This window comes from Chloroflexota bacterium (genome assembly GCA_016197225.1).
Lineage (GTDB): Bacteria > Chloroflexota > Anaerolineae > Anaerolineales > VGOW01 > VGOW01.
Genome location: JACPWC010000009.1, coordinates 20,653 through 41,333 on the forward strand (window position 1 = coordinate 20,653; position 20,681 = coordinate 41,333).

Sequence of the window (20,681 nt, forward strand, 5' to 3'; positions counted from 1 at the left end):
TTGAAAACTCATCCGCGCGCTTCTTTACGGATTGGTTTGCGCCGGTGCCATCGGGCAGTTGCCGCCGAAACCGCGTCCGGCCATCCGGCTCATGCGGCTCGCCATCCAATCGGCTTGGGCCTGGGTGAGAGCGCCGTCGGCCACAGCCTGAGCCAGCGCCACCGCGCGAGCATCGGCCATGATCTTGACGAAATCTTCGCGGCTGAGGCCTTGCGCCAGCGCGATCTGGGCCGGGGTTTCGCCGGTGGCGATGCGGGCGTCCAACTCTTCACGAGACAGGTCGAGGGCTTTCGCCAGTTCGTCGAGCATGGCATCATGCATGAGGCCGTTACCCGTGCTTTGGTACATCATGCGCCCGTGTTGACCGTAGCCGCCCATCATGCCGCTACCAGAGCCAGGGCCGTAGCCTGGCGTGGGCGGGGTTGCGCCTTGGGCGTAAGCAGGGCCGGCCAGTACAAATGAGGCGAGCGCCAGAGCCAGCACGGCAATTCCGGTGATGACGATCAGTTTTTTGTTCATATAGTCTCCATTTCGTATTTCAGTCACGTCTGTGACCATGTTTTCCTGGCCCTGACAATAGTGGAGAGGTGTGAAGAAGTTATGAAAACGGGCTGAAAAGGTGGTGGAGTGTGGCCGCCTCTGTTTTTGAGGCGTTTTGGGAGGCCGTCCCCTTCTTAAACACGGCGGATTCCCCTGAGTAATGGACACCTGTCAGAATTCGGAGTGATATTAGTCACTTTTCGGATGTGTCCAACTACCGTAGAGTTAATCAAGAGTTGCCCTACCACGTTGGGCAGATTTACGGAGGATGTTATGCAGATAACACGACAGGCCGATTATGCAGTGCGAGCAATGGTTCATCTGGCCCGGCTGAAGTCGGGTCAGCGGGCGTCAACCAGCCAGATTTCAGAAGAGCAACGCATCCCTTTGACTTTTCTGGCAAAGATTGTCTCCCAGCTTTCGGTGGCCGGGCTGTTACACACCACGCGCGGGGCGCGGGGTGGCGTGGCGCTGGCCCGTCCTGCCGACGAGATTAGCTTGCTGGAAGTGGTGGAGGCGATTGACGGGCCAATGGCGCTTAACGAATGCACTTCGGATACTGAGGCTTGCCTGCTGGGCGAAGAGTGCGTCGTGCGCGACGTGTGGTGTGAAGCCCGCGCCGATTTGGTGAAGCGGTTGGCGAAAACAAAATTCAGCCAGTTTGTGAACGGCAAAAGCAACGCGGTTCCCGTCGCGCCTGCCTGAAACTTCAGGCCAGCTTCCAATTCCGCTTGATTTATAATCCGGCACGCAAAACGCAAACGCGGCGCGTTTACGTTTTGCGTGTCACGCCTTTTGCAAGCCACGCAGCCAGGAGCTATTCACCATGAATATTGGTGTCCCGCGAGAACGCCGGCCCGACGAGAATCGAGTCGGCCTCACGCCCGCCGGAGTCGAATTATTGGCCGCCGACGGGCATCATTTTTATATTGAGAAAGGCGCAGGGCTGGGGGCCGGGTTCAGCGACGACGACTTCGCCCGCGCCGGCGCGCAGATTGTGTATTCCGGCGAAGAAGCTTATGGCCGGGCCGACCTGGTGGTGAAGGTGGCCCGGCCCACTGCCGAAGAACTGGTCTGGCTTAGAGCCGGGCAAACGGTGATGGCTTTCTGGCATCTGGCCTCGGCCTCGGCGGACAACATCGAAACCCTGCTCCGCCAGAAGATTACGGCCCTGGCCTACGAAACCATTCAGGCCGAGGACGGCACTCTGCCAGTGCTCATGCCTATGAGCCAGATTGCCGGGCGCATGGCGGCTAACATTGCTGCCGCCCTGTTACGCAACGATCGCGGCGGCAAAGGCATTCTGCTGGGCGGCGTGCCCGGCGTGCCCCCGGCGCAGGTTGTTATTTTGGGCGCAGGCGTGGTGGGCACCAACGCCGCCCGCGCCTTCTCCGGGCTGGGAGCCGCTGTTTACGTTTTAGATCACGATCTTGCCAAGCTGGAACGGCTCTCCGAGCTGGACAGCCACATCGTCACTATGGTTTCGCACGCCTTCAACGTTCGCAAGGCTGTGCGCTTCGCCGACGTGCTGGTGGGCGCGGTGCTGGTGCCAGGCTCGCGCGCGCCGGTCATCGTTTCGCGCGAGATGGTGCGCGAGATGAAGCCACGTTCGATTATTATTGACGTTGCCATTGATCAGGGCGGGTGTGTGGAAACCAGCCGCCCTACCAATCACCGCGCGTCCACCTTCATCACCGAAAACATGATTCATTACTGCGTGCCCAACATGCCGGGCGTGCTAGGCCGAACGGCCACCCACGCCCTGGGCAACGCCATGTGGCCCTTCCTGCAATTGATCGCCGGCAAGGGGGTTGATGCCGCCATCTCCCAAAACACGGCGCTCGCTCGTGGGGTCGTCACCCATGCCGGAAAAGTCATCGCGCCCACTCTGGCTGGAGAAGCGGCCCGATGAACTGGCAGAATCTCTACAAAGATCGACTCCAGACCGCCGAGCAGGCCGTCCTGCGCATCCACTCGAACATGCGCATCTTTCTCACTGGCAACTGCTCGGTTCCGCAAAAAGTGCTGGAGGCCCTCACCGCCCGCGCCCCGCAGTTAACGAACGTCGAAATCGCGCAAGTGCTCACTATCGGCTCGGCGGACTATGTTGCCCCAGAGATGGACGGCCACCTGCGCGTCAACACCCTCTTCATCAGCGAGAATGTGCGCGCCGCCGTGAACGATGGCCGGGCCGACTTCTCCCCCTGCTTCCTCTCCGAAATCCCCGACCTCTTCCGGTCTGGCCGCCTCCCGCTGGACGTGGCCTTGATCCAGGTCTCACCGCCCGACGATCACGGCTTCTGCTCCTTCGGCGTCGAAGTCGGCGTCACCAAACCGGCGGCGCAATCGGCCAAACTCGTCATCGCCGAGATCAACCCGCGCATGCCGCGCACGCTCGGTGACTCGTTCATCCACATCTCCAAGCTCAACGTCATCGTGCCGGTAGACTACGCCCTGCCCGAAGTGCACATGGCCTCCAGCGACGAAGTCACCGAGCGCATCGCCGATTACGCCGCCAGCCTGATCCCCGACGGCGCAACTCTGCAAACCGGCATCGGCGCTATCCCCGATGCTGTGCTCAAGCGGCTGGTGGATCGCAAAGACCTTGGCATCCACACCGAACTGTTTTCGGACGGGGTGATTGATCTGGTAAACCGGGGCGTGATCAACGGCGAGAAAAAGACTCTGCACCCCGGCAAGATGGTGGCCGGGTTTCTGCTGGGCACGCAAGGGCTGTACGACTTCGTCAACGACAACCCCATCGTCGAACTGCACCCCAGCGACTACGTCAACGACCCGTTCATCATCGCCCAGAACGCCAACATGGTTGCCATCAACTCGGCTATCGAGGTAGACCTGACCGGCCAGGTATGCGCCGACAGCATCGGCCCGCGTTTCTACAGCGGCGTGGGCGGCCAGGTGGATTTTATTTACGGCGCGTCGCGTTCCAAAGGCGGCATCCCCATCATCGCCCTGCCCGCCAAGTTGACCAAGAAGGACGGCTCCGGCCTGAGCAAGATTGTCGCCATGCTCAAACAAGGGGCAGGCGTCACCACCTCACGCAACCACGTTCATTACGTCGTCACCGAGCACGGCGTGGCCGACCTCTACGGCAAAACCATCGCCGGGCGGGCCGAGGCGCTTATTGCCATTGCCGCGCCGGAGTTTCGAGATGAGTTAACGCAAATGGCAAAAGAACTGAAATATTTGTAGGTCTGCATTCCTAGTTCTTTGGGATTAAGTGGGGTAAAGCCCGTCTTACCACAGAGCGCACAGAGAACACGGAGATCTTTTACTCTTCTCCACTATAATCAGCGGCGGGAGGTCGCCATGCGTCACTCAAAACCCGTCCACTTCACCCTCAGCCTGATTCTCCTCGTCACAACACTCGCCGCCGCGCCTGTCCAAACTCCAATTGAAGCAGGCTCTCAACGCGAAACCACCGCCCAAATCCTGGCGCGGCTCGGCGGGCAACCTTGCCCGAATAGCGATTTCACCTGTGTCACCCTCACCGTGCCGCTCGATCATTTCAATCCTGCTGACCCGCGCACGACAGATGTGGTCTTTGCCGTCCTGCCTGCCACCGGCAAGCGCAAAGGCATGTTCGTCACGGCCACCGGCGGGCCGGGCACTTCGGGTCTGTCCGCCGCCGACTCCTACACTGCCGCCTTCGATCCCAGCATCCCCAAACGTTTCGACATCGTCTTCTTCGATCAGCGGGGCGTTGCGGCCTCGGGCGAGCTGACCTGCCCGGATGCCGCCGCTGCGTTTTACCAAACCGACAGCCGGGCCGAGACGCCTCAACAGGAGGCCGCCCTCAAAGCTGCTGCGCAGACTCTTGCCAATGACTGCGTAAGCGAAATGGGCACGCCGAGCACCCTGCCCTATCTCGGCACGGCGCAAGCCGTGGAAGATTTGGAAACGTTCCGCCAATTATTGGGTGACCAGAAATTCTGGCTATACGGCGAGAGCTATGGCACGCAATACGCGCAAACCTACGCCGCCGCCCACCCCGAGCATCTGGCCGGGTTGATGCTGGATGGCACGGTTGATCTCACTCTGACCGGCGTCGAATTCCTCACTCAGCAAGCGCAGGCTTTCAACGATGTGCTGGTGCTGACTCAGCAGGCCTGTAATGACGATCCGGCCTGCGCCGCCGACTCTGGCGGGGATGCGTTGGCCGCCTACGACCAATTGGCCAAGCGTCTCAAACGCTCACCCCGCACGTTCCGCTTCCCCCTGCCCAACGGCGGCTACGCCAAACGCACCTTCAGTTTCGGTGATTTGGAAACCACTGCCGCCGGTCAGCTTTATAGCGAAGGCGACCGCATGTTGTTCCAGCGCGCCCTGGCCGCCACCACGCGCGGCGATATCGTCCCTCTTGCGCGTTTGCTCTACCTCTCGCTCGGCCTCGACCCGCAAACGCTCGACGCCGTTCCCGATCCAACTTTTTCGGACGGCATGTACTACGGTGTGGAGTGTCAGGATTATTCTTACTTCACCGGCTCGCCCGATCAACGCGCTGAAAAATACGTCCGCGCCGGCGACGCTATTGACTTCAACATCCCTCGACTCGCCTCAATCTTCTACGGCGACTTGCCCTGCACTTACTGGCCGGATGCCACTCAGAATGAGACGCGGCCTGCGCCCTTGATCGCCGACGGCATCCCCACCCTGGTGCTGGGGGCTACCGCCGACCCGGCCACCCCGGTGGGCAACGGGATCAGCGTCCATCAACATTTGGCGAACGGTTACCTCATCACCCAACAAGGCGGCCCGCACGTGATCTTCGGTCGGGGTAATGCCTGCCCGGATGATCTCGTCACTGCGTTTCTGGTGAAGGGTAAAGTTCCGGCTCAACGTAAAACCGAGTGCGAGGGAGTGGTGGCCGACGACTATGTGGCGTTTGCCCCGGTGAGCGCCGCCGCCTTCGCCTCACCGCTCGAAGCATTCGAGTCCGCCGAGAGTGAGATCAACTACCTGCCGGAATACTATTACTGGGACGGTGCGACTCAAACAAACGTCGGCTGCCCCTTCGGCGACGGCACGATGTCGTTTGAACCGGACGGGAACAATTACAAATTCACGTTCAGCAACTGCGCCTTCTCGCGCGGCTGGACGATGACGGGTGGGGGCAGTTTCAACCCGAATAAAGACCGCTTCGTTCTGGAAGTAATCGTCCGAGGCGTAGCGTATAAATACGTGCGCGACGGCGACAAGACGAAGGTGACGACAAAATAAGGCCACAGGCGCGCCGGAGCAACAGCCGGCATGAGCATTGGATGAGAGTGAACCCTGCGAGACGCGCAGAGAAAATATTTGCGCTCTCACAGTTTTCTAATTGCGCCCGCTCTTCATCACAAACATAATTCCCATTCGCCACCTGATCAAAAGCAACGATAATAAACTTTAAATGAACGACACGGCTTACATCACCATCCCGTCCAACCAGGCGCTTAAAAAAGAAAGCGGCTGGAAACGCATTGGGGCTTCCAACGAGTCGCACTATGCTGTTCGATGCCATTTTGTGATTCGTGAGCGCCAGTTGAGCGAGCCGGTGAAGATGGGCGAGATCGTTGACGCTTACACGTCGGTCAAAGGTCTGGAGCAGAAGAAGACGCGAACCATCAAGGTTGAACACACCACCGTCAACCTCACGGAAGCCCTCCGGCAGTCTTTGCTCGAAGAAGAAGCGCTGGCCGAGTTTACGTCGGCGCTCTCGCTGGGGCTTGGCTCGGAGGCGCTGGGGAAAATTGCCGGCGAGGTGGCCGCCAAAGCCCAGGGCCGCCTGAGCGAAACGTTCAGCCGGAGCTTCAAGGTTCAACGCTCGCAGACCGCGCGGCAGGAAGATACAATTGAGTGGGAATTTACGGTGGATCCAAAAGAATTTCCTGAAGGGGCCAGGATCGTTCTAGCCAGAGGTTACAAGAAGCACGCTTACGACTTCTACCTGGCTCTGGTGGACTATCTTCAGGTTGAGTACGTCAAACGTTCCCTGTTCTCAAAGCTGGAACGAGTCAAATCACCGCCGCCGACTCACCTCAGACCTTCCAACATCATCCGGTGCAACTTGCCGCTGGCCTCCATTCAGTTCTGGAAGCCGCTGAGGAACACTTTTTTGCCGATCCCGGAGACGGTTTACCAGAACGAGGTGGAAGACCCGCTCGAAATCAAAGTCCTGCCGCTAACCGGGGCGCGCCCCTTCCACGCCACAGCGCCCATCCGGCCTTCCCTCTACAAATTATCGAATTTCGCCTTTCCGGCGAAGCGATAACTTTAGCGCCTGTCTTGGAATTCAAAAATGTAGGGCGATTTGGCAAATCGCTCTACAGAAACCGCATCAGGAATTTGCTCTAGCCCCGCCAAAACGGCCTCGTCAAGCATGTCGGCCCGCCCGCGCCTTTGATGGAAATGTCGCTTCCGTCGTAAGTCCACACTTCAACTCCCTCGGCCTCCAGCCGCGCCCGGGTAATCGGGTTGCCGGCGATCATGATCGCCTTGCGCGGGGCGACGGCCAGCACGTTGCAGGCCATCGAGTCGTATTCTTCATCCGGCACTTCCACCAATTTAACGCCACGCTTGATCAGCCATTGGCGAAACGGAACCGGAAGGAGCCGGGAATACACGACGGCCAAATCGTGATCAATCGGGCTGATGTTCGACATCAAATGCAAACAATCAGCCGGCCCTGTCCAGTGCGGCAGTGGCACGGCAATCACCTCATCCACCAGATCGCCCAGCAGAGTCCGCAGTTGCCGAATGCCTTCGGCGTTGGTGCGGTAGCCCTCGCCCACCGCCACCGTCCGCTCGTCAACCCAGATGACATCGCCGCCCTCCAGCAAACCCTCGCCGGTGACGCGGCCCAAAATCGGCACGCCGATCTGCTCAAAGAATTTGCCCGCCGCCTCCGGCTCGTTTCGACGCGCAACCTTGCCCATGTTGCACAAGACTGCGCCCCGGTTGGAGACGATGACCGGATCGTGAACGTACACCGAATCTAAGGTGACGCCGTCGTTTGTTGGCAGATACGTGATCTCGGCCCCGACCCGGCTCAACAATGTCACCAACTGCTCGTGCTGGGCGGCGGCCACGTGAAAGTCTGGCTCGCCAAAATAATTCAGTTCGCGCCACTGGGCCGAGACACTCGCCTGACTGATATAAGCCTCCTGCGGGCGCTTGAGCAGGACGCCTTTGATTTCGCCGACGTTGGACTGGCAACCGTATGATGTCATCTGAAAGTTCCTCCGGGCCACATTATAAATTAGACCTTATCGGAAATAAGCTCATAGCCCGCGTCCTCGCGGGCCCCTTCGGGCAACCGCGTTCCACAAAGAAAAAAGGCTCTACCAGATTTAACGTGAAAAAAAGTTTTGGGACGCAGACGCTCTGCGCGCTGATTTTCGCTGATAAAAACAAAATCTGCGTTCATCTGCGTGAATCTGCGTCCTAAAACCTTTTGGTTGCGGCTTGAAGCCGCGCTATGTTATTCCCGATAAGGTTTATTGAACAAAGCGATCCCTCTTCACCGGCGTCTTTTCGTTGAGAGGGTCAGGCTGGGGTCTAAGCTTTGCGCCCCCGCCACGATTCAAGCAAATAGCATCATCTCCCAAATTGGCTTACAATCTGAAGCTGTGAACTGGCAGTACAACCCCTACGCCATTCCCTCATTTGTGTCGGCCCTTGTCGCCGCCGGCCTCATTGTCGTTGCCTGGCGGCGACGGGCGGCAAGCGCCGCCAAACCCTTCGCCTTCTTCATGGCCGCCATTCTGGTCTGGGCCGGTTTCAACGGCCTCTTGCTGATCACACCCGACATTCCGACTCAGCTACTTTTGATCAAGGCCCTCTACTTCGGCGTGGTCACGGTTCCTGTAGGCTGGTTGGCGTTCGCCATCCACTACACCGACCGCGAAACCTGGCTCAGCCGCCGCAATCTGGCCCTGCTTTTCATCCACCCCGTTCTCACCTGGATCATCATTTGGACGAACGATGCTCACCATCTCATGTGGAGTTTCAAAGGCGTTGACCTGGCCCGCCCTTTCGTCCCGTCTGTTGACCTCGACAACGGCCTCTGGTTTTGGAGCGTGGTCGCTTACAACTACGCCCTCGTCCTCGTCGGCACCACGCTGTTCATCGTGGACATCATTCGCTCGCCGCAGGTTTACCGGCAGCGGGCCGTCCTTCTCATCAGTGGCGCGTTCGTGCCCTGGGTGGCCAGCGTCATGTACGTTTTCAAGCTGGGGCCGGTCCCCTTTCTCGATCTCACTCCCATCGCCTTCACCCTCAGCGGTGTGGCTTTTGCCTTCGCCATCTTTCGCTACCGCATGTTGGACATCGTGCCTATCGCTCGCGAGGCTGTCCTCCAGAGCATGGCCGATGCCGTGTTTGTGCTGGACGCGCGGAACCGGGTGGTGGACTTGAACCCGGCGGCCCAACACCTCCTCAACCGCCCGACCGGAGACGTCATTGGCCGGCAAGCGGCAAACATCCTTACCAGCCGTTCTGATCTGATGGAAAATTATCGGGACGTCATGGAAGGCCAGAGCGAGATTACGCTAGGAAGCGGCGAGGCGCAACGCACCTACGAAATGCGTATCTCCCTGGTCGCCGGTCGCGGCAGTCACATGGGCCGCCTGGTCGTCCTGCACGACATCACCGCTCACAAATTGAGCGAGCGCGAGATCCTCAAACGCAGCAAAGAACTGGCCGCCCTCAACCGCATCGTGGCCCAAATCACTTCAGTCTTTGACGTCGAATCGCGTTTGCAAACCACCGCCCGCGAAATGGTCGAACTCTTCAAAGCCACCAACTGCGGCATCGCCCTGCTCGACGATCATCAAACTCAACTGATGGTGATCGCCTCTCACTCGGCAACGCCCGACTTCCCCAGCACAGTCGGCGTCAACATTCCCGTCGTCGGCAATCCCTCTGCCGAGCAGGCCATCAACACCGGCAAAACCTTTGTGGTGGCCGACGCCCAACACAACCCGAAGACGGCTCCGATCCACGACACCATGCGAACCCTCAACATCCACTCGCTCATGGTCGTGCCGCTTGTCACCGGCGGCCTGGTGATGGGCACCGCCGGCATTGTTACCACCGACCCCAACCGCAAGTTCACGCCTGATGAAGTAACGCTGGCCGAAACCATTGCCGGGCAAATTGCCAGCGCCATTGCCAACGCCCGCCTGCTGGAGCAAACGCAGGCCGCACTTGTCGAACGCCAGCGCGCCCAGGCCGAACTGCTCAAAGCCAAAGAAGCCGCCGAGGACGCCAACCGGGCCAAGTCGGCGTTTTTGGCCAACATGAGCCACGAGCTTCGCACGCCCCTCAACGCCATCATCGGCTACAGCGAAATGCTCGCCGAGGAAGCGCCAGAGATGGAGGCCGAGCAACTCATTGCCGACCTGCAAAAGATTCGCAACTCCGGCAAACATTTGCTGGGTCTGATCAACGACGTCCTCGACATCTCCAAGATCGAAGCCGGGCGGATGGATTTGTATCTGGAAGAATTTGAAGTGGCGCACCTGATCGAAGACGTAGTGGCCACGGTTGAGCCGTTGGCCCAAAAGAGCAACGTGGTTCTAAGCGTACGCCAGCCCGACGATCTCGGCCTGATGTTTGCCGACATCACCAAAGTGCGGCAGTCGCTGATCAACATCCTCACCAACGCCGCCAAATTCGCCGCCGGAGCCGCGGTTGATTTTTCGATTGAGCGGCGCGACGACTGGTTCACCTTCATCATCGCCGATTCCGGCATTGGGATCACGCCGGAACAGTTAGGCCGGCTCTTTCAGCCTTTCACCCAGGCCGACACTTCCACCACCCGCCGCTACGGGGGCACCGGCCTGGGCCTGGCCATCAGCCAGCGCTTCTGCAAAATGATGGGCGGAGAAATTGTGGTAGAGAGCGCGCTGGGGGCCGGGTCTACCTTCACCGTCCGCCTCCCGGCCCGAGTTGAGGACACCTGAAGCCGCTCTCGCCAAAAACGGCGGGGGTTTCGGGCAAAAGCGGGTGAAGATTTTCCAGACAAGCGACATCTAATAGAGTAGAGTGGCTCAATTGGATACACTTCAACTGTTGCAGGATTATCAGGCCGGCGATGCGCTTGCGGTCGAGATGTTTGTGCGCGCCCATCAACAGGCGGTGTACCGGCTTGCCCTTTCCGTTTTAGACGACCCGGCGGAAGCCGACGAGGCCTCTCAGGACTCGCTGGTGGCGGCCATCAACGCCCTCGACAGTTATCGTGGCGAGTCGGCGTTCACCACCTGGCTTTACGCCATTACGTTGAACGTGTGCCGGGCGCGACTGCGCAAGCGCGGAAGCCGCGAGCGGTTGATCCAGGCGCTTCACGCCATCTTCCGCCTCAAGGGTGAGACGGCGGCCCACCCGGAAGAAACCGCCATCAAGAACGAAGCCGACGCGGCCGTTCTGCAAGCCGTCAACAGGCTGGACGAGAAGCACCGCCTGCCCATCGTCCTGAGGTATTACAACGATTTTTCAATTGCCGAGATTGCCCAGTTGTTGGGCATCAATGAGGGAACGGTTCATTCGCGGTTGTATACAGCTCGCGAGAGATTACGGATGATGTTGAAGCGGAGCATTGATTTTGAGTTGCAGGAGGCGGAGTAAGATGACTGAGTTGTCTCACGATCAGGCTCACCATCTTTTGCAGACTGCCACCGATGGCGGGCTGAACGCCGAAGGCCGGGCCGCGCTCCGGGCGCACATGGACGCTTGCCCGAAATGCCGCAACTATGCCGCCGAGTTCAACTGGGTGCACCGGGCGCTCTACCGGGCCTGGCGGGCGCGCTGGCACACCCGCCGTTCGCTGGCCGACATGTCGAGCCGGGTGCTGGCGGCGGCCCGGCGAGAGTTTCAGCGCAAACTGTTCTTTAGCTTTGCCCATGCTTTTGCCCGCGTGGGAACGTTGGTAGTGGTGGGCGTGTTTGTGGTCGGCCTGCTTCAAAGCCAGATGTTTAGCCTGAACAACACCACCGGCAATACCGCCAACATCAACAGCGCCGCCAATTCTCGCTACGAAAGTAGCTTGCCGACGTTTGAGATGGAGTCGGACGGTTCACAGCTAATCCCAAGTAACATGAGTTCTGAAGAAGAGTGGCCCGGGCCTGGTTTTATTGACCGCACCACGAACGCGCCAATTCTTCAGTAGCCTGTTGCGCCTCGCCCGCTGACGCTTGCGTGGCACCCCCAGCGGGCAGGCCTGGCTAAAACAAGACCAGAGCTACTACAACCTCAGGCTCGCATCTGACGACGGGCAGGAGAAGAATGTCTCGCCTTCCAGTTCATCACGCCTTGCGCCTGACGCGAGCTACAGGCGGGACATTACACACCCCGCTTCAAGATTGATCGCGACCGCGAGTCTGGGGCCACCTCCTTCATCACCTGCGATCAGATTCAGAACATCGAATTTGCCGACAACGGCCACACCCAGCCGCAGCCAAAACAACCCGGCGCAACTTCCCGAAGGTCTGCGAAGCATCTTCGGGGAGTTGCCGGCCTGGCGCCCTGTCCGGGGAACTTTCTTTAGCGGAGTGTAGGCATGACTCAAAAACTCATCGGCATTCTGGCCGGCATGGGGCCGCGTTCCACGGCCCCATTTGTGGATAGCGTCATCACCCAGTGTCAGACCCAGTACGGGGCAAAGCACGACGACGACTTCCCGCCCATGATGATCTACTCCCTGCCGACTCCGTTCTACGTGGATCGGCCCATTGATCACAACGCCCTCAAACGAGCCATCATCGCCGGGTTGCTCAAGCTGGAGTCCACCGGGGTTGAATTCATTGCCATGCCCTGCAACACGGCGCATATTTATTTTGACGAACTGGCCGCCAGCCTCCGCGCGCCGCTTCTCAATATGGTTGACCTGGCGCTTCGCGCCGTGCCGCCGTCGGCCCGGAAGGTAGCCTTGTTCGCCACCCGGCCCACCGCCAACGCCAACGTTTATCAGAACGGCCTTGAGCGCGCCGGGCTGAGGCCGGTGACGAACGAAAGCTGGCAGGTTCAAATGGATACGCTGATCGGGGGCATCAAATCGTCGCTGGCGCTGGAGAGGCTTCAGCAGGCCTGGCGCGGCTTGCTATCAGAAGTCGAAGCGTCGGGCGTGGATACTATTCTGCTGGCCTGCACCGACCTGAACATCGTCAGCAAGGACATTCCAACCGGCCTGACTCTGGTTGATGCAACCGAGCGTCTGGCGCAAGCCACTGTTGAAAAGTGGAGAGAGCCGTGATCAATTACCTCCTTGAACATGGCCGGCTTCATCGTCGGGGAAGCCGCCTTGTCGTTCCTGGGCTTTGGCATTCAAGACCCGATCCCCACCTGGGGCAGCATGCTGGCCGGGACTCAGCAGTTCATGTTCGACCGGCCCTGGTTGCCGCTCGTGCCTGACACGCCCATCCTGCTTTGCTCGCTGGCCTTCAACTTCATCGGCGACAGCTTGCGCGATGCGCTCGATCCGAGATTGAAAACGCCGTGAGAATGATTAGAGCTTCATGAAAGGTTCTGGCTCGTCAACCAGAAAAAAGTTTTAGGACACGGACGCTTTGCGCGCTGATTTTCGCTGATAAAAAACAAAATCTGCGCGCCAAGCGTCCGTGTCCCATTTCCCGTTAAAGTCGGGAGACCAATTTTTTCTAAAGTAAAATGGTGGACGAACAGAATCAAATCGCTCCCTTGAACAATCACGAAACTTTCGCATTCCCCCTTTGTCAAACCAAAAGCCATGCCAGATTCTTTATCGTTGCTCAATTCCCACCCGCTCACAAACTGGGCGTATGTGTTGTTGCTGGTGCTTGTCGCCATCGAAGGGCCGATTGCAACGTTGGTCGCCGCCGTGGCCGCCTCGGCGGGCTACCTTAACCCTCTATTGGTCTTCGTCTTCGCCGCCACCGGCAATGCAATGGCCGACCTGATGTGGTACTTGCTGGGCTATTTGGGCAAAACGGAGTGGGTCATTCATCACGGGCGCTGGCTGGGCATCCGGCCCGAACAGGTGAAGCGTTGGGAGCGCGACATGCACACTCACGTCAGCCGAATCTTGTTTACCGCTAAACTCACCCTGGGCTTCATGGTGCCCATGCTCATTGCTGCCGGGCTGGCGCGTGTGCCGTGGCGGCGCTGGCTCGGCGTTCTTCTCGTCGCCGAAACCATTTGGACGGGCGGTCTGGTGCTGGCCGGATTCTATTTCGGCGCGCAACTTCGACAACTTGAACAGGGGTTGCAATGGCTGGCGCTGGGCGGCGGCTTGCTGTTTATCATTCTCGCCGGTTGGTATCTTGCGCGCCAGCGAACCCGGACTGAAGAAACAATATCATAAAAGGGTTTCGTTTATAATTCGATCAGGCCGGGTCTGGCTCGCCCGCATCTTTAGTTTGATTGGCGATTGAAGGAGAAGGACATGGATTGCTGCGCACATACCAGAGGCTTGAACACCATCTTCGACGAGCAGAACGCCCGCAACGAGGTCAAGGAATATTGGAAGAAAGGAATTGACAAACACGCCCGGGTGGTGGTGGACGCCGTCGGCGCGCGGGGAGTGGCCGGGGCCACCTTGCTCGAAGTGGGCGGCGGCATCGGCGGCCTGCACGCCGAACTGCTCAAGCGCGGCGCAGAGCGCGCCACCAACGTGGACATTTCATCAGCTTACATCTCCGCCGCCCAGTCGGTGGCTGAAAAATTGGGGTTGCAGGATCGGGTGGAACACCGGCTGGCCGACTTTGCCCGTGAGGCCGACTCCGTTCCCGCCGCCGACGTGGTAATCCTGCACCGGGTCGTCTGTTGCTACCCCGACATGCCCCGCCTGGTGACTACCGCTTCGCAACACGCCAACCGCCTGCTGGCCCTCACCTTCCCGTGCGACGCGTGGTACATGCGCCTCTTTGAAAAACTGGGCAACGTCGGCCTATGGCTTACCCGCTCCAACTTTCGCTTCTTCGTGCATTCACCCGAAGCAATTTTGAGCGTGGCCGCCGAGTCCGGCCTCAAGCCGGTTCAACAAAAATTCTCGAGGCCCTGGCAGATTGTCATTTTTGAACGTGCCACGTAAATGCCGTCAGCACTGGCGAATGATCCGACCCGCCCTGATCTCGAATCTCGCAAGCCAGGATCACTGTGCCGTCCAGCCGCTCCACCTCTTCAACTAACAACTGCGCCTGACGCTCCTGCTCAAACACCCTCAAGTTGATGATGTCTGGCATCTCGGCCAGGGACCCCCACCTCAAACCGTAGGCCAGCAAGTGCGCCGCGATGAACGTGACTTCTTCGCCGGCCACGCTAACTTTTACCGCCGCCGCCGGGCGATCCGCCTTCAGGTCAAGCACATACGAGTCAAGCAAAGGATAGCGGCTGAAGACGGCTGTAGTTCCATAAGGATGCTCGCCGCCCATCAATGAATACGGATAGGTTTCACCCAACCGCTCGACCAACGCGCCCATCATCTCCGGCTGGATTTCCTGCAAAGCAACCAGGTCAGGCCGATGGGTCAAAATCACGGTCGCAACAGCCTCATAATCCGTGTTGCTAAAGAGCACGTTGTAAGTCATCACTCGCAAAGAAGGGGTTTGATCAGGCTGGGCCAGGTGTGGGCCGAAATAAGGCCAGTACAGCGCGCCAAACACCAACGGTGGAATCAGTGAGGCGGCAATGGCCCGGTGTCGGCGGCTGAACAAGGCCAACGGCAGAATGACAAGAATCGGCGCGAAGAGATGGGGAACGAAGCGGTTGATGACGGTCAGCCACCACCAGCCATCACGAACAGTGAGCCACAGCCCAAACCAAATTACGATGAGGGCGTTGTAAACATACGACACTGTAGGGGCGAAGCACTCGGAAAAGGCGCTCGCAGTTCGCCAAAATCTCTGCTCCGAGTGCTTGGCCCTTACCTGATCACGCCGGCCACCCATTCTTCAACCGCCTTGTTCTTTTCTCCCTGCACCCACCGCGCCAGAAACTCCACGTTGCCCGCCGGACCGAGCAGTGGCGAACGAATCAGGCCCGCAGTGTTCAGCCCGAGTGACTCGGCAAATATCAATGTGGCTAGTAACACTTCGCGATGAACTTCAGGATCGCGCACCACGCCGCCTTTGCCTACACGACTTCGACCCGCCTCAAACTGCGGTTTGATCAGCGCCACAATTTCACCCTCAGGCCCAAGCCATTTTTGCGCGACCGGCAATAAAATTTTCAGCGAGATGAACGACGCATCAATCGTCACCAGCCGGATCGGCTCAGGCAATTGCTCCACGTAGCGGGCGTTCGTCTCTTCCATGACGATCACGCGCGGGTCGTTGCGCAAGCGCCAGTCGAGGATGCCTGCGCCAACGTCAATGGCATAAACTCTGGCCGCCCCGTTTTGCAAAAGGCAATCGGTGAAGCCGCCGGTGGACGCCCCCACGTCGGCGCAAACCCAGCCACTCACCCTCAACCCAAACGACTCCAGCGCCGCCGCCAGCTTCTCGCCCCCGCGACTCACGAATCGGGGCGGAGTCTTGATTTCCACTACAGAGTCGGTTGCCACCAGGGAACCAGGCTTGTCGGCCAACTGGCCGTTCACCGTCACCTCACCGGCCATGATCAAGCGGCGGCCTTTTTCCCGCGAGTCCACCAAACCGCGCTCAACCAACAATGCATCCAGCCTGGTTTTTTTATTAGCCACGGGGCGATTATAATACGCCGCATGACTCTTCCGCCTTTGCTGAAAACCATGCGTCCGCGCCAGTGGGCCAAGAACGCCGTAGTGTTTGCGGCGTTGGTGTTTGATGTCAAACTCTTCAACCCGTTTTATTTCACTCGCGCGCTGATTGCCTTCGGCCTGCTCTGTTTGATCGCCAGCGCAGTGTACATCATCAACGACCTGGGCGACATCGAAAAAGACCGGCTGCATCCCAGGAAGAAGCACCGCCCGCTGGCAGCCGGCACGCTCTCCAAAAGGACCGCTATCATCGCCGCCGCTGTTTTTTTAGCCTTTGCCCTCGGCGGCTCATTCGGCCTCAACATTGAATTTGGCGGGCTGGTGCTTCTCTACCTCGTCATCAATCTTCTTTACACCTTCTGGCTCAAGAACATCGTCATCCTCGACGTGCTGTTGGTGGCCGCCGGCTTCGTCATCCGCGTCGGCGCGGGCGTTATCTTGGTGGACGTGGTGCGCTTCTCGCCCTGGCTCTACATTTGCATGTCTCTGCTGGCGCTGTTCATGGTGCTGGGCAAGCGCCGCCGCGAGATCACCCTGCTCGAAGCGCAAGCCAACGAGCACCGCGCCGTGCTGGCTAACTACAACCTTGAATTTATTGATCAACTGATCAGCGCCGTCTCTACCAGCACTATCGTGGCCTACTCGTTCTACACCTTCTCAGCCGAGAACCTGCCCCGGAACCACGCCATGATGCTCACCATTCCGTTTGTGCTGTATGGCATCTTTCGCTATCTCTACCTCATCCACGTCCGGCACGAAGGCGGCGCGCCTGACGAACTGGTCTTCAAAGACCGCCCGCTGATGCTGACGTTCGTGCTGTGGGGCTTGTTCGCGGTTGGGGTGCTGTATCTCGGGCAATGATCACCGCCACCGCGCCCGGCAAAATCATCCTCTTCGGCGAGCACGCCGTCGTCTATGGCCGCCCGGCCATCGCCGCGCCCGTCACCCAGGTTTCGGCGCAAGCGACCATCACCGAAAGCGGCGGCGACTTTGTCATTGAAGCTCGCGATCAAAATCGGACGGCCCGACTCAGCGAACTGCCCGACGACGATCCAATCGCCGCGATCATTCGCAAGACCCTGACTGTCTTCGGTGAAACCGCCACCGCCGGGGCGACTTTGATCATCCAATCCACCATCCCCATCGCCGGAGGCCTCGGCAGTGGCGCGGCGGTATCCACCGCCATCGCCCGCGCCCTGGCCGCCTTCTACAAGCGCGACCTCGACGCGGCCACAATTTCGTCGCTCGTCTACGAAGTCGAGAAGCTTCATCACGGCACGCCGTCTGGCATTGACAACACGGTGATTGCGTTTGGTAAGCCGGTGTACTTTGTACGTAGTCAGCCCATCGAAACCTTCAACGTCCCCGTTCCCTTCCGCCTCGCCATCGCCGACACCGGCATCCACAGCCCAACCAGGATCGCGGTGGGCGACGTGCGCGCCGCCTGGCAGGCCGACCCGGCCAAATACGAATCGCTCTTCGACCGTTGCGGCGAGATTGCCCGCCAGGCGCGAACGCTCATCGAAAGCGGCCAGCCGGATGGACTTGGCTCGCTGATGATGGACAACCACGCCCTCTTGCGTGAGATGGGCGTCTCCTGCCCCGAACTTGATTCGCTCGTAGAGGCCGCCATGCGCGGGGGCGCGTTAGGCGCAAAACTCTCCGGCGGCGGGCGCGGCGGCAACATGATTGCGCTCGTCTCCGAGACTGCTGAAGCGCGAGTACGCGACGCCTTGCTTTCTGCCGGAGCCAGGCGAGTCATTACGACTCAAGTAGAATGAACCGCAAAGACGCAAAGAACACAAAGAAGAATAAAGAAAAGTTTTTCTTCGCGCCCTTCGCGCCTTCGCGGTGAAAAAATGTTGAACCAGCTTTACTTCCTCAAACTCGGCGGCTCGCTCATCACCGACAAAAGCCGCGAACAAACCGTGCTACCCAAGGTGCTGGCCCGGCTGGCCGACGAGATCGCAACCGCCCTCGCAACCCGCCCCGACTTGCGACTCGTCATCGGCCACGGCTCCGGCTCGTTCGGCCACGCTGAGGCCAAAAAGCACGGCACACGGCAGGGCGTGCGAACGCCTGAGCAGTGGCGCGCCTTCGCCAACGTGGCCCACGTGGCCGCCAAGCTCAACCGGCACGTGCTGGATGCTCTGCGCGCGGCGGGCATCCCGGCCATCAACGCTCAACCCTCAGCCTCGGTCGTTTGCCGTGATGGAGCTATCGTCGAAATGGCGGCCGCCCCGATCCAACGTGCTTTGGATGGCGGCCTTGTTCCAGTGGTTTACGGCGACGTGGCGGTGGACGAAGCTCGCGGCGGCACCATCATCTCCACCGAAGACGAGTTTCGCTTTCTGGCGACACGCCTGCGCCCTGCCCCTTCGGAAATCTTGCTGGCCGGAATCGAGCGCGGCGTGCTGACAAGCTGGCCCGACGGCGAAGTGATCCCGCTCATCACGCCGCAAAACATCGAGAGCCTGCGCCCCGCCCTGCGCGGCTCACACGCCGCCGACGTGACCGGCGGCATGGAGAGCAAAGTGCTGGAGATGCTGGCCCAGGCGCAAGCGATGCCAGGGCTGAGCATTTGCATTTTTTCGGGCGTGGAGGCGGGGGTGGTGAAGAAGGCGTTGTTAGGAGAGGGAGGGGTTGGAACGATTATCAAGGCTTAACTATTATTTCAGATCGGATATCATCGAGTCTTGAAGACAATTCCATTCTTTTGAAGAATTCGTCAGCAAACCTAAAGCTTGAGGCTACCGCCCACTTTGCACATCCATATGATAAACACTTATCTGGAAAGTACGGGGCTTTTTTAGCCGCCAAAGGATTGTGTTGGAATTTCTTTGCTTTTAGTTTCTTCTCCATTTTATGTGCTGGCGGATTTTGCTCTGGTGTCAAGCGACCTGGCTCAGCCCAAACCCACTCAGGCTTATAGTGAATCAATGCATTACGCAACCCAATAAGATCTTTGACATCTTGGTATAAACGCATCCCTTTATCAAAGTGTGTCTTTCTTGCCAAGAGCAGGACTATTTGGAATTTATCCAAGGTATTAAACTGCTCGGAGAATTGCCACATGTTAGCCAAGAGTGTTGATGTATCAGGATCCATTTCCTTTACGAGCTTTATGCCATTAGTTTGGTCGTCGAGCGTATCTGAGAACAATTCATTGATGGTAGCTTCAAGAAATGAGACTGCTGCAAAGATAGAGCCAGTTACATACGCTCTATGTTCTACATACAACTTTTGAAAGGCCTGGCCATCATAAGATTGCTCAATTTCGGCGGCCAATCTCGCAAATAGTTGGGCTGACTGAATATGTTGCTTTGAAAAATAAGTGCGCACCCTTACGGAGATATATTCAGTGATATCTACTGGCTCATGAGTCATTTCCGAACTCCCTTCTCCCACTTCCTCAACACCTCTTCCTCCCTCTCCCTCTTCATTCCCGCCCGCGGCGCGCGGTCTGAGGGCCTCGCCGCCTCCCAGGCCAGCGTGTCGCGAATGGTGTCGGCCAGCGGGCGGAATGCCAGGCCGGCGGCGATGGCCTTGCTCACGCTCACCGTCATGTCGCCGCCGCCCAGCCACAGCGGTAGTTCGCTCCAGGGCTGAACACCGGCCTCCAGTAAAAACTTGCCACCCACCCACACAAATCGCGCGTCACTGCCGCTTACCGCTTTGCACTCGTCCAGCACCTTACCAAACGTCAACGGGTAGTCCGGCCCGGTGGCGTTGAATACACCCGTCATTTTGGCTTCAACCATGCGGATCGTCCACTCCGCCAAATCGCGCGCGTCAATCACTTGTGTGTGCCAGTCTGGGCCGTCGGGGGCCAGCACATCGCCGCCACGTGCAATGCGAACCGGCCAGTAGGTGAAGCGGTCGCTTGGGTCGTGCGGCCCCACGATCAGGCCAGGGCGAATGTTGAGTGCCCGGCCCGGCAAGGCCGCTTCAGCCGCCTGTTCGCACAGCGCCTTGAGCGGCCCATAAGTTTCGCCGGTGATCTCTTCAACTGTCTCATCTTCCAGCTTGCCTACCGGCGAGTCTTCGTCCAGCCCTGGCGCTTTATCCAACTCGCGGTAAACCGAGATGCTGGAGATGAAGACGTAACGCTCGACCGCCTGGGCCAACAGTTCCGCCGACGCACGAACGGTGCGCGGCACGTAGCCACAGGTGTCCACGACGGCATCCCATTTGCGCCCACGCAAGGCTGACAAGTCGCCGTTGCGATCCCCGCGCAACTTTTCAACATCAGGGAACAACTCAGGGCTATGCTGGCCGCGATTGAACAGCGTCACTTCGTGCCCGCGCGCCAGCGCCGCTTCGGCGGTGTGACGGCCTAGAAAGACCGTGCCGCCGAGGATGAGGAGTTTCATAGCTGTCACTCACCTCAATCGTGGTTAGTGAACAGTGGACAGTGAATAGTAACGAC

At 59.0% G+C, this 20,681-nt stretch carries 21 protein-coding genes; 15 read left to right on the top strand and 6 right to left on the bottom strand.

Going from position 1 to position 20,681, the window contains the following annotated elements; genetic code table 11:
* Positions 1–24: 24 nt before the first annotated feature.
* A complete protein-coding gene (locus HYZ49_01560; protein MBI3240964.1) occupies positions 25–519 on the bottom strand; it encodes a hypothetical protein in 495 nt (164 codons plus the stop codon).
* Between the two features lie 294 nt (positions 520–813).
* Between HYZ49_01560 and HYZ49_01565 the strand changes: the two genes are divergently transcribed.
* The 5 genes from HYZ49_01565 (at position 814) to HYZ49_01585 (ending at position 6,814) form a co-directional block, all read left to right on the top strand.
* Complete coding sequence (locus tag HYZ49_01565) at positions 814–1,245, top strand: Rrf2 family transcriptional regulator (GenBank protein ID MBI3240965.1); 432 nt, start codon at positions 814–816, stop codon at positions 1,243–1,245.
* Positions 1,246–1,366: 121 nt separating this feature from the next.
* Positions 1,367–2,452, top strand: a complete 1,086-nt coding sequence (ald, locus tag HYZ49_01570) for an alanine dehydrogenase (protein ID MBI3240966.1) — start codon at positions 1,367–1,369, stop codon at positions 2,450–2,452.
* On the top strand, positions 2,449–3,753 hold the full coding sequence (locus HYZ49_01575; GenBank protein MBI3240967.1) for an acetyl-CoA hydrolase/transferase family protein: 1,305 nt from the start codon (positions 2,449–2,451) through the stop codon (positions 3,751–3,753). Before ald ends, HYZ49_01575 begins: the two co-directional genes overlap by 4 nt.
* Positions 3,754–3,870: 117 nt before the next feature.
* Entirely contained in the window at positions 3,871–5,781 is a 1,911-nt protein-coding gene (locus tag HYZ49_01580) for an alpha/beta fold hydrolase (GenBank protein ID MBI3240968.1), read from the top strand.
* A 172-nt stretch (positions 5,782–5,953) separates the two neighbouring features.
* Positions 5,954–6,814, top strand: a complete 861-nt coding sequence (locus HYZ49_01585) for a hypothetical protein (GenBank protein MBI3240969.1) — start codon at positions 5,954–5,956, stop codon at positions 6,812–6,814.
* A 79-nt stretch (positions 6,815–6,893) separates the two neighbouring features.
* Here HYZ49_01585 and HYZ49_01590 read toward each other — a convergent pair whose 3' ends face one another.
* On the bottom strand, positions 6,894–7,772 hold the full coding sequence (locus HYZ49_01590; GenBank protein MBI3240970.1) for an amidinotransferase: 879 nt from the start codon (positions 7,770–7,772) through the stop codon (positions 6,894–6,896).
* Between the two features lie 399 nt (positions 7,773–8,171).
* Here HYZ49_01590 and HYZ49_01595 point away from each other — a divergent pair, with 399 nt between their 5' ends.
* The 7 genes from HYZ49_01595 to HYZ49_01625 all read left to right on the top strand — a co-directional run bounded on the left by HYZ49_01595 (position 8,172) and on the right by HYZ49_01625 (position 14,608).
* Positions 8,172–10,508, top strand: a complete 2,337-nt coding sequence (locus HYZ49_01595; GenBank protein MBI3240971.1) for a GAF domain-containing protein — start codon at positions 8,172–8,174, stop codon at positions 10,506–10,508.
* A gap of 91 nt (positions 10,509–10,599) precedes the next feature.
* Positions 10,600–11,169 (top strand): RNA polymerase sigma factor, encoded by a 570-nt coding sequence (locus HYZ49_01600; GenBank protein ID MBI3240972.1) that lies wholly within the window; start codon positions 10,600–10,602, stop codon positions 11,167–11,169.
* 1 nt (position 11,170) lies between these two features.
* Complete coding sequence (locus tag HYZ49_01605) at positions 11,171–11,710, top strand: zf-HC2 domain-containing protein (protein ID MBI3240973.1); 540 nt, start codon at positions 11,171–11,173, stop codon at positions 11,708–11,710.
* 390 nt (positions 11,711–12,100) lie between these two features.
* Entirely contained in the window at positions 12,101–12,793 is a 693-nt protein-coding gene (locus tag HYZ49_01610; GenBank protein ID MBI3240974.1) for an amino acid racemase, read from the top strand.
* An 18-nt stretch (positions 12,794–12,811) separates the two neighbouring features.
* Positions 12,812–13,039, top strand: coding sequence for an ABC transporter permease subunit (locus HYZ49_01615; GenBank protein MBI3240975.1), 228 nt, complete (start codon positions 12,812–12,814; stop codon positions 13,037–13,039).
* A 246-nt stretch (positions 13,040–13,285) separates the two neighbouring features.
* On the top strand, positions 13,286–13,879 hold the full coding sequence (locus tag HYZ49_01620; protein ID MBI3240976.1) for a VTT domain-containing protein: 594 nt from the start codon (positions 13,286–13,288) through the stop codon (positions 13,877–13,879).
* An 81-nt stretch (positions 13,880–13,960) separates the two neighbouring features.
* Positions 13,961–14,608 carry a methyltransferase domain-containing protein gene (locus HYZ49_01625; protein ID MBI3240977.1) on the top strand — a complete coding sequence of 216 codons (648 nt, stop codon included), beginning with the start codon at positions 13,961–13,963 and terminating at the stop codon, positions 14,606–14,608.
* Here the strand turns inward: HYZ49_01625 and HYZ49_01630 are convergent.
* The gene (locus tag HYZ49_01630; protein ID MBI3240978.1) at positions 14,586–15,464 is read right to left on the bottom strand and encodes an endonuclease/exonuclease/phosphatase family protein; all 879 of its coding nucleotides are present in this window, start codon (positions 15,462–15,464) and stop codon (positions 14,586–14,588) included. The two genes, HYZ49_01625 and HYZ49_01630, sit on opposite strands and share 23 nt — an antisense overlap.
* Positions 15,440–16,216 (bottom strand): TlyA family RNA methyltransferase, encoded by a 777-nt coding sequence (locus tag HYZ49_01635; GenBank protein MBI3240979.1) that lies wholly within the window; start codon positions 16,214–16,216, stop codon positions 15,440–15,442. Before HYZ49_01635 ends, HYZ49_01630 begins: the two co-directional genes overlap by 25 nt.
* A gap of 21 nt (positions 16,217–16,237) precedes the next feature.
* Here HYZ49_01635 and HYZ49_01640 point away from each other — a divergent pair, with 21 nt between their 5' ends.
* From HYZ49_01640 to HYZ49_01650, 3 genes are all read left to right on the top strand, one after another.
* On the top strand, positions 16,238–17,113 hold the full coding sequence (locus HYZ49_01640; GenBank protein MBI3240980.1) for a decaprenyl-phosphate phosphoribosyltransferase: 876 nt from the start codon (positions 16,238–16,240) through the stop codon (positions 17,111–17,113).
* Complete coding sequence (mvk, locus tag HYZ49_01645) at positions 17,113–18,033, top strand: mevalonate kinase (GenBank protein MBI3240981.1); 921 nt, start codon at positions 17,113–17,115, stop codon at positions 18,031–18,033. Before HYZ49_01640 ends, mvk begins: the two co-directional genes overlap by 1 nt.
* A 78-nt stretch (positions 18,034–18,111) precedes the next feature.
* Complete coding sequence (locus HYZ49_01650; GenBank protein ID MBI3240982.1) at positions 18,112–18,918, top strand: isopentenyl phosphate kinase family protein; 807 nt, start codon at positions 18,112–18,114, stop codon at positions 18,916–18,918.
* Here HYZ49_01650 and HYZ49_01655 read toward each other — a convergent pair.
* Complete coding sequence (locus HYZ49_01655; protein ID MBI3240983.1) at positions 18,908–19,639, bottom strand: hypothetical protein; 732 nt, start codon at positions 19,637–19,639, stop codon at positions 18,908–18,910. The genes HYZ49_01650 and HYZ49_01655 overlap by 11 nt on opposite strands.
* Entirely contained in the window at positions 19,636–20,625 is a 990-nt protein-coding gene (locus tag HYZ49_01660) for an epimerase (GenBank protein MBI3240984.1), read from the bottom strand. The genes HYZ49_01655 and HYZ49_01660 overlap by 4 nt, the downstream gene beginning before the upstream one ends.
* Between the last annotated feature and the right edge of the window lie 56 nt (positions 20,626–20,681).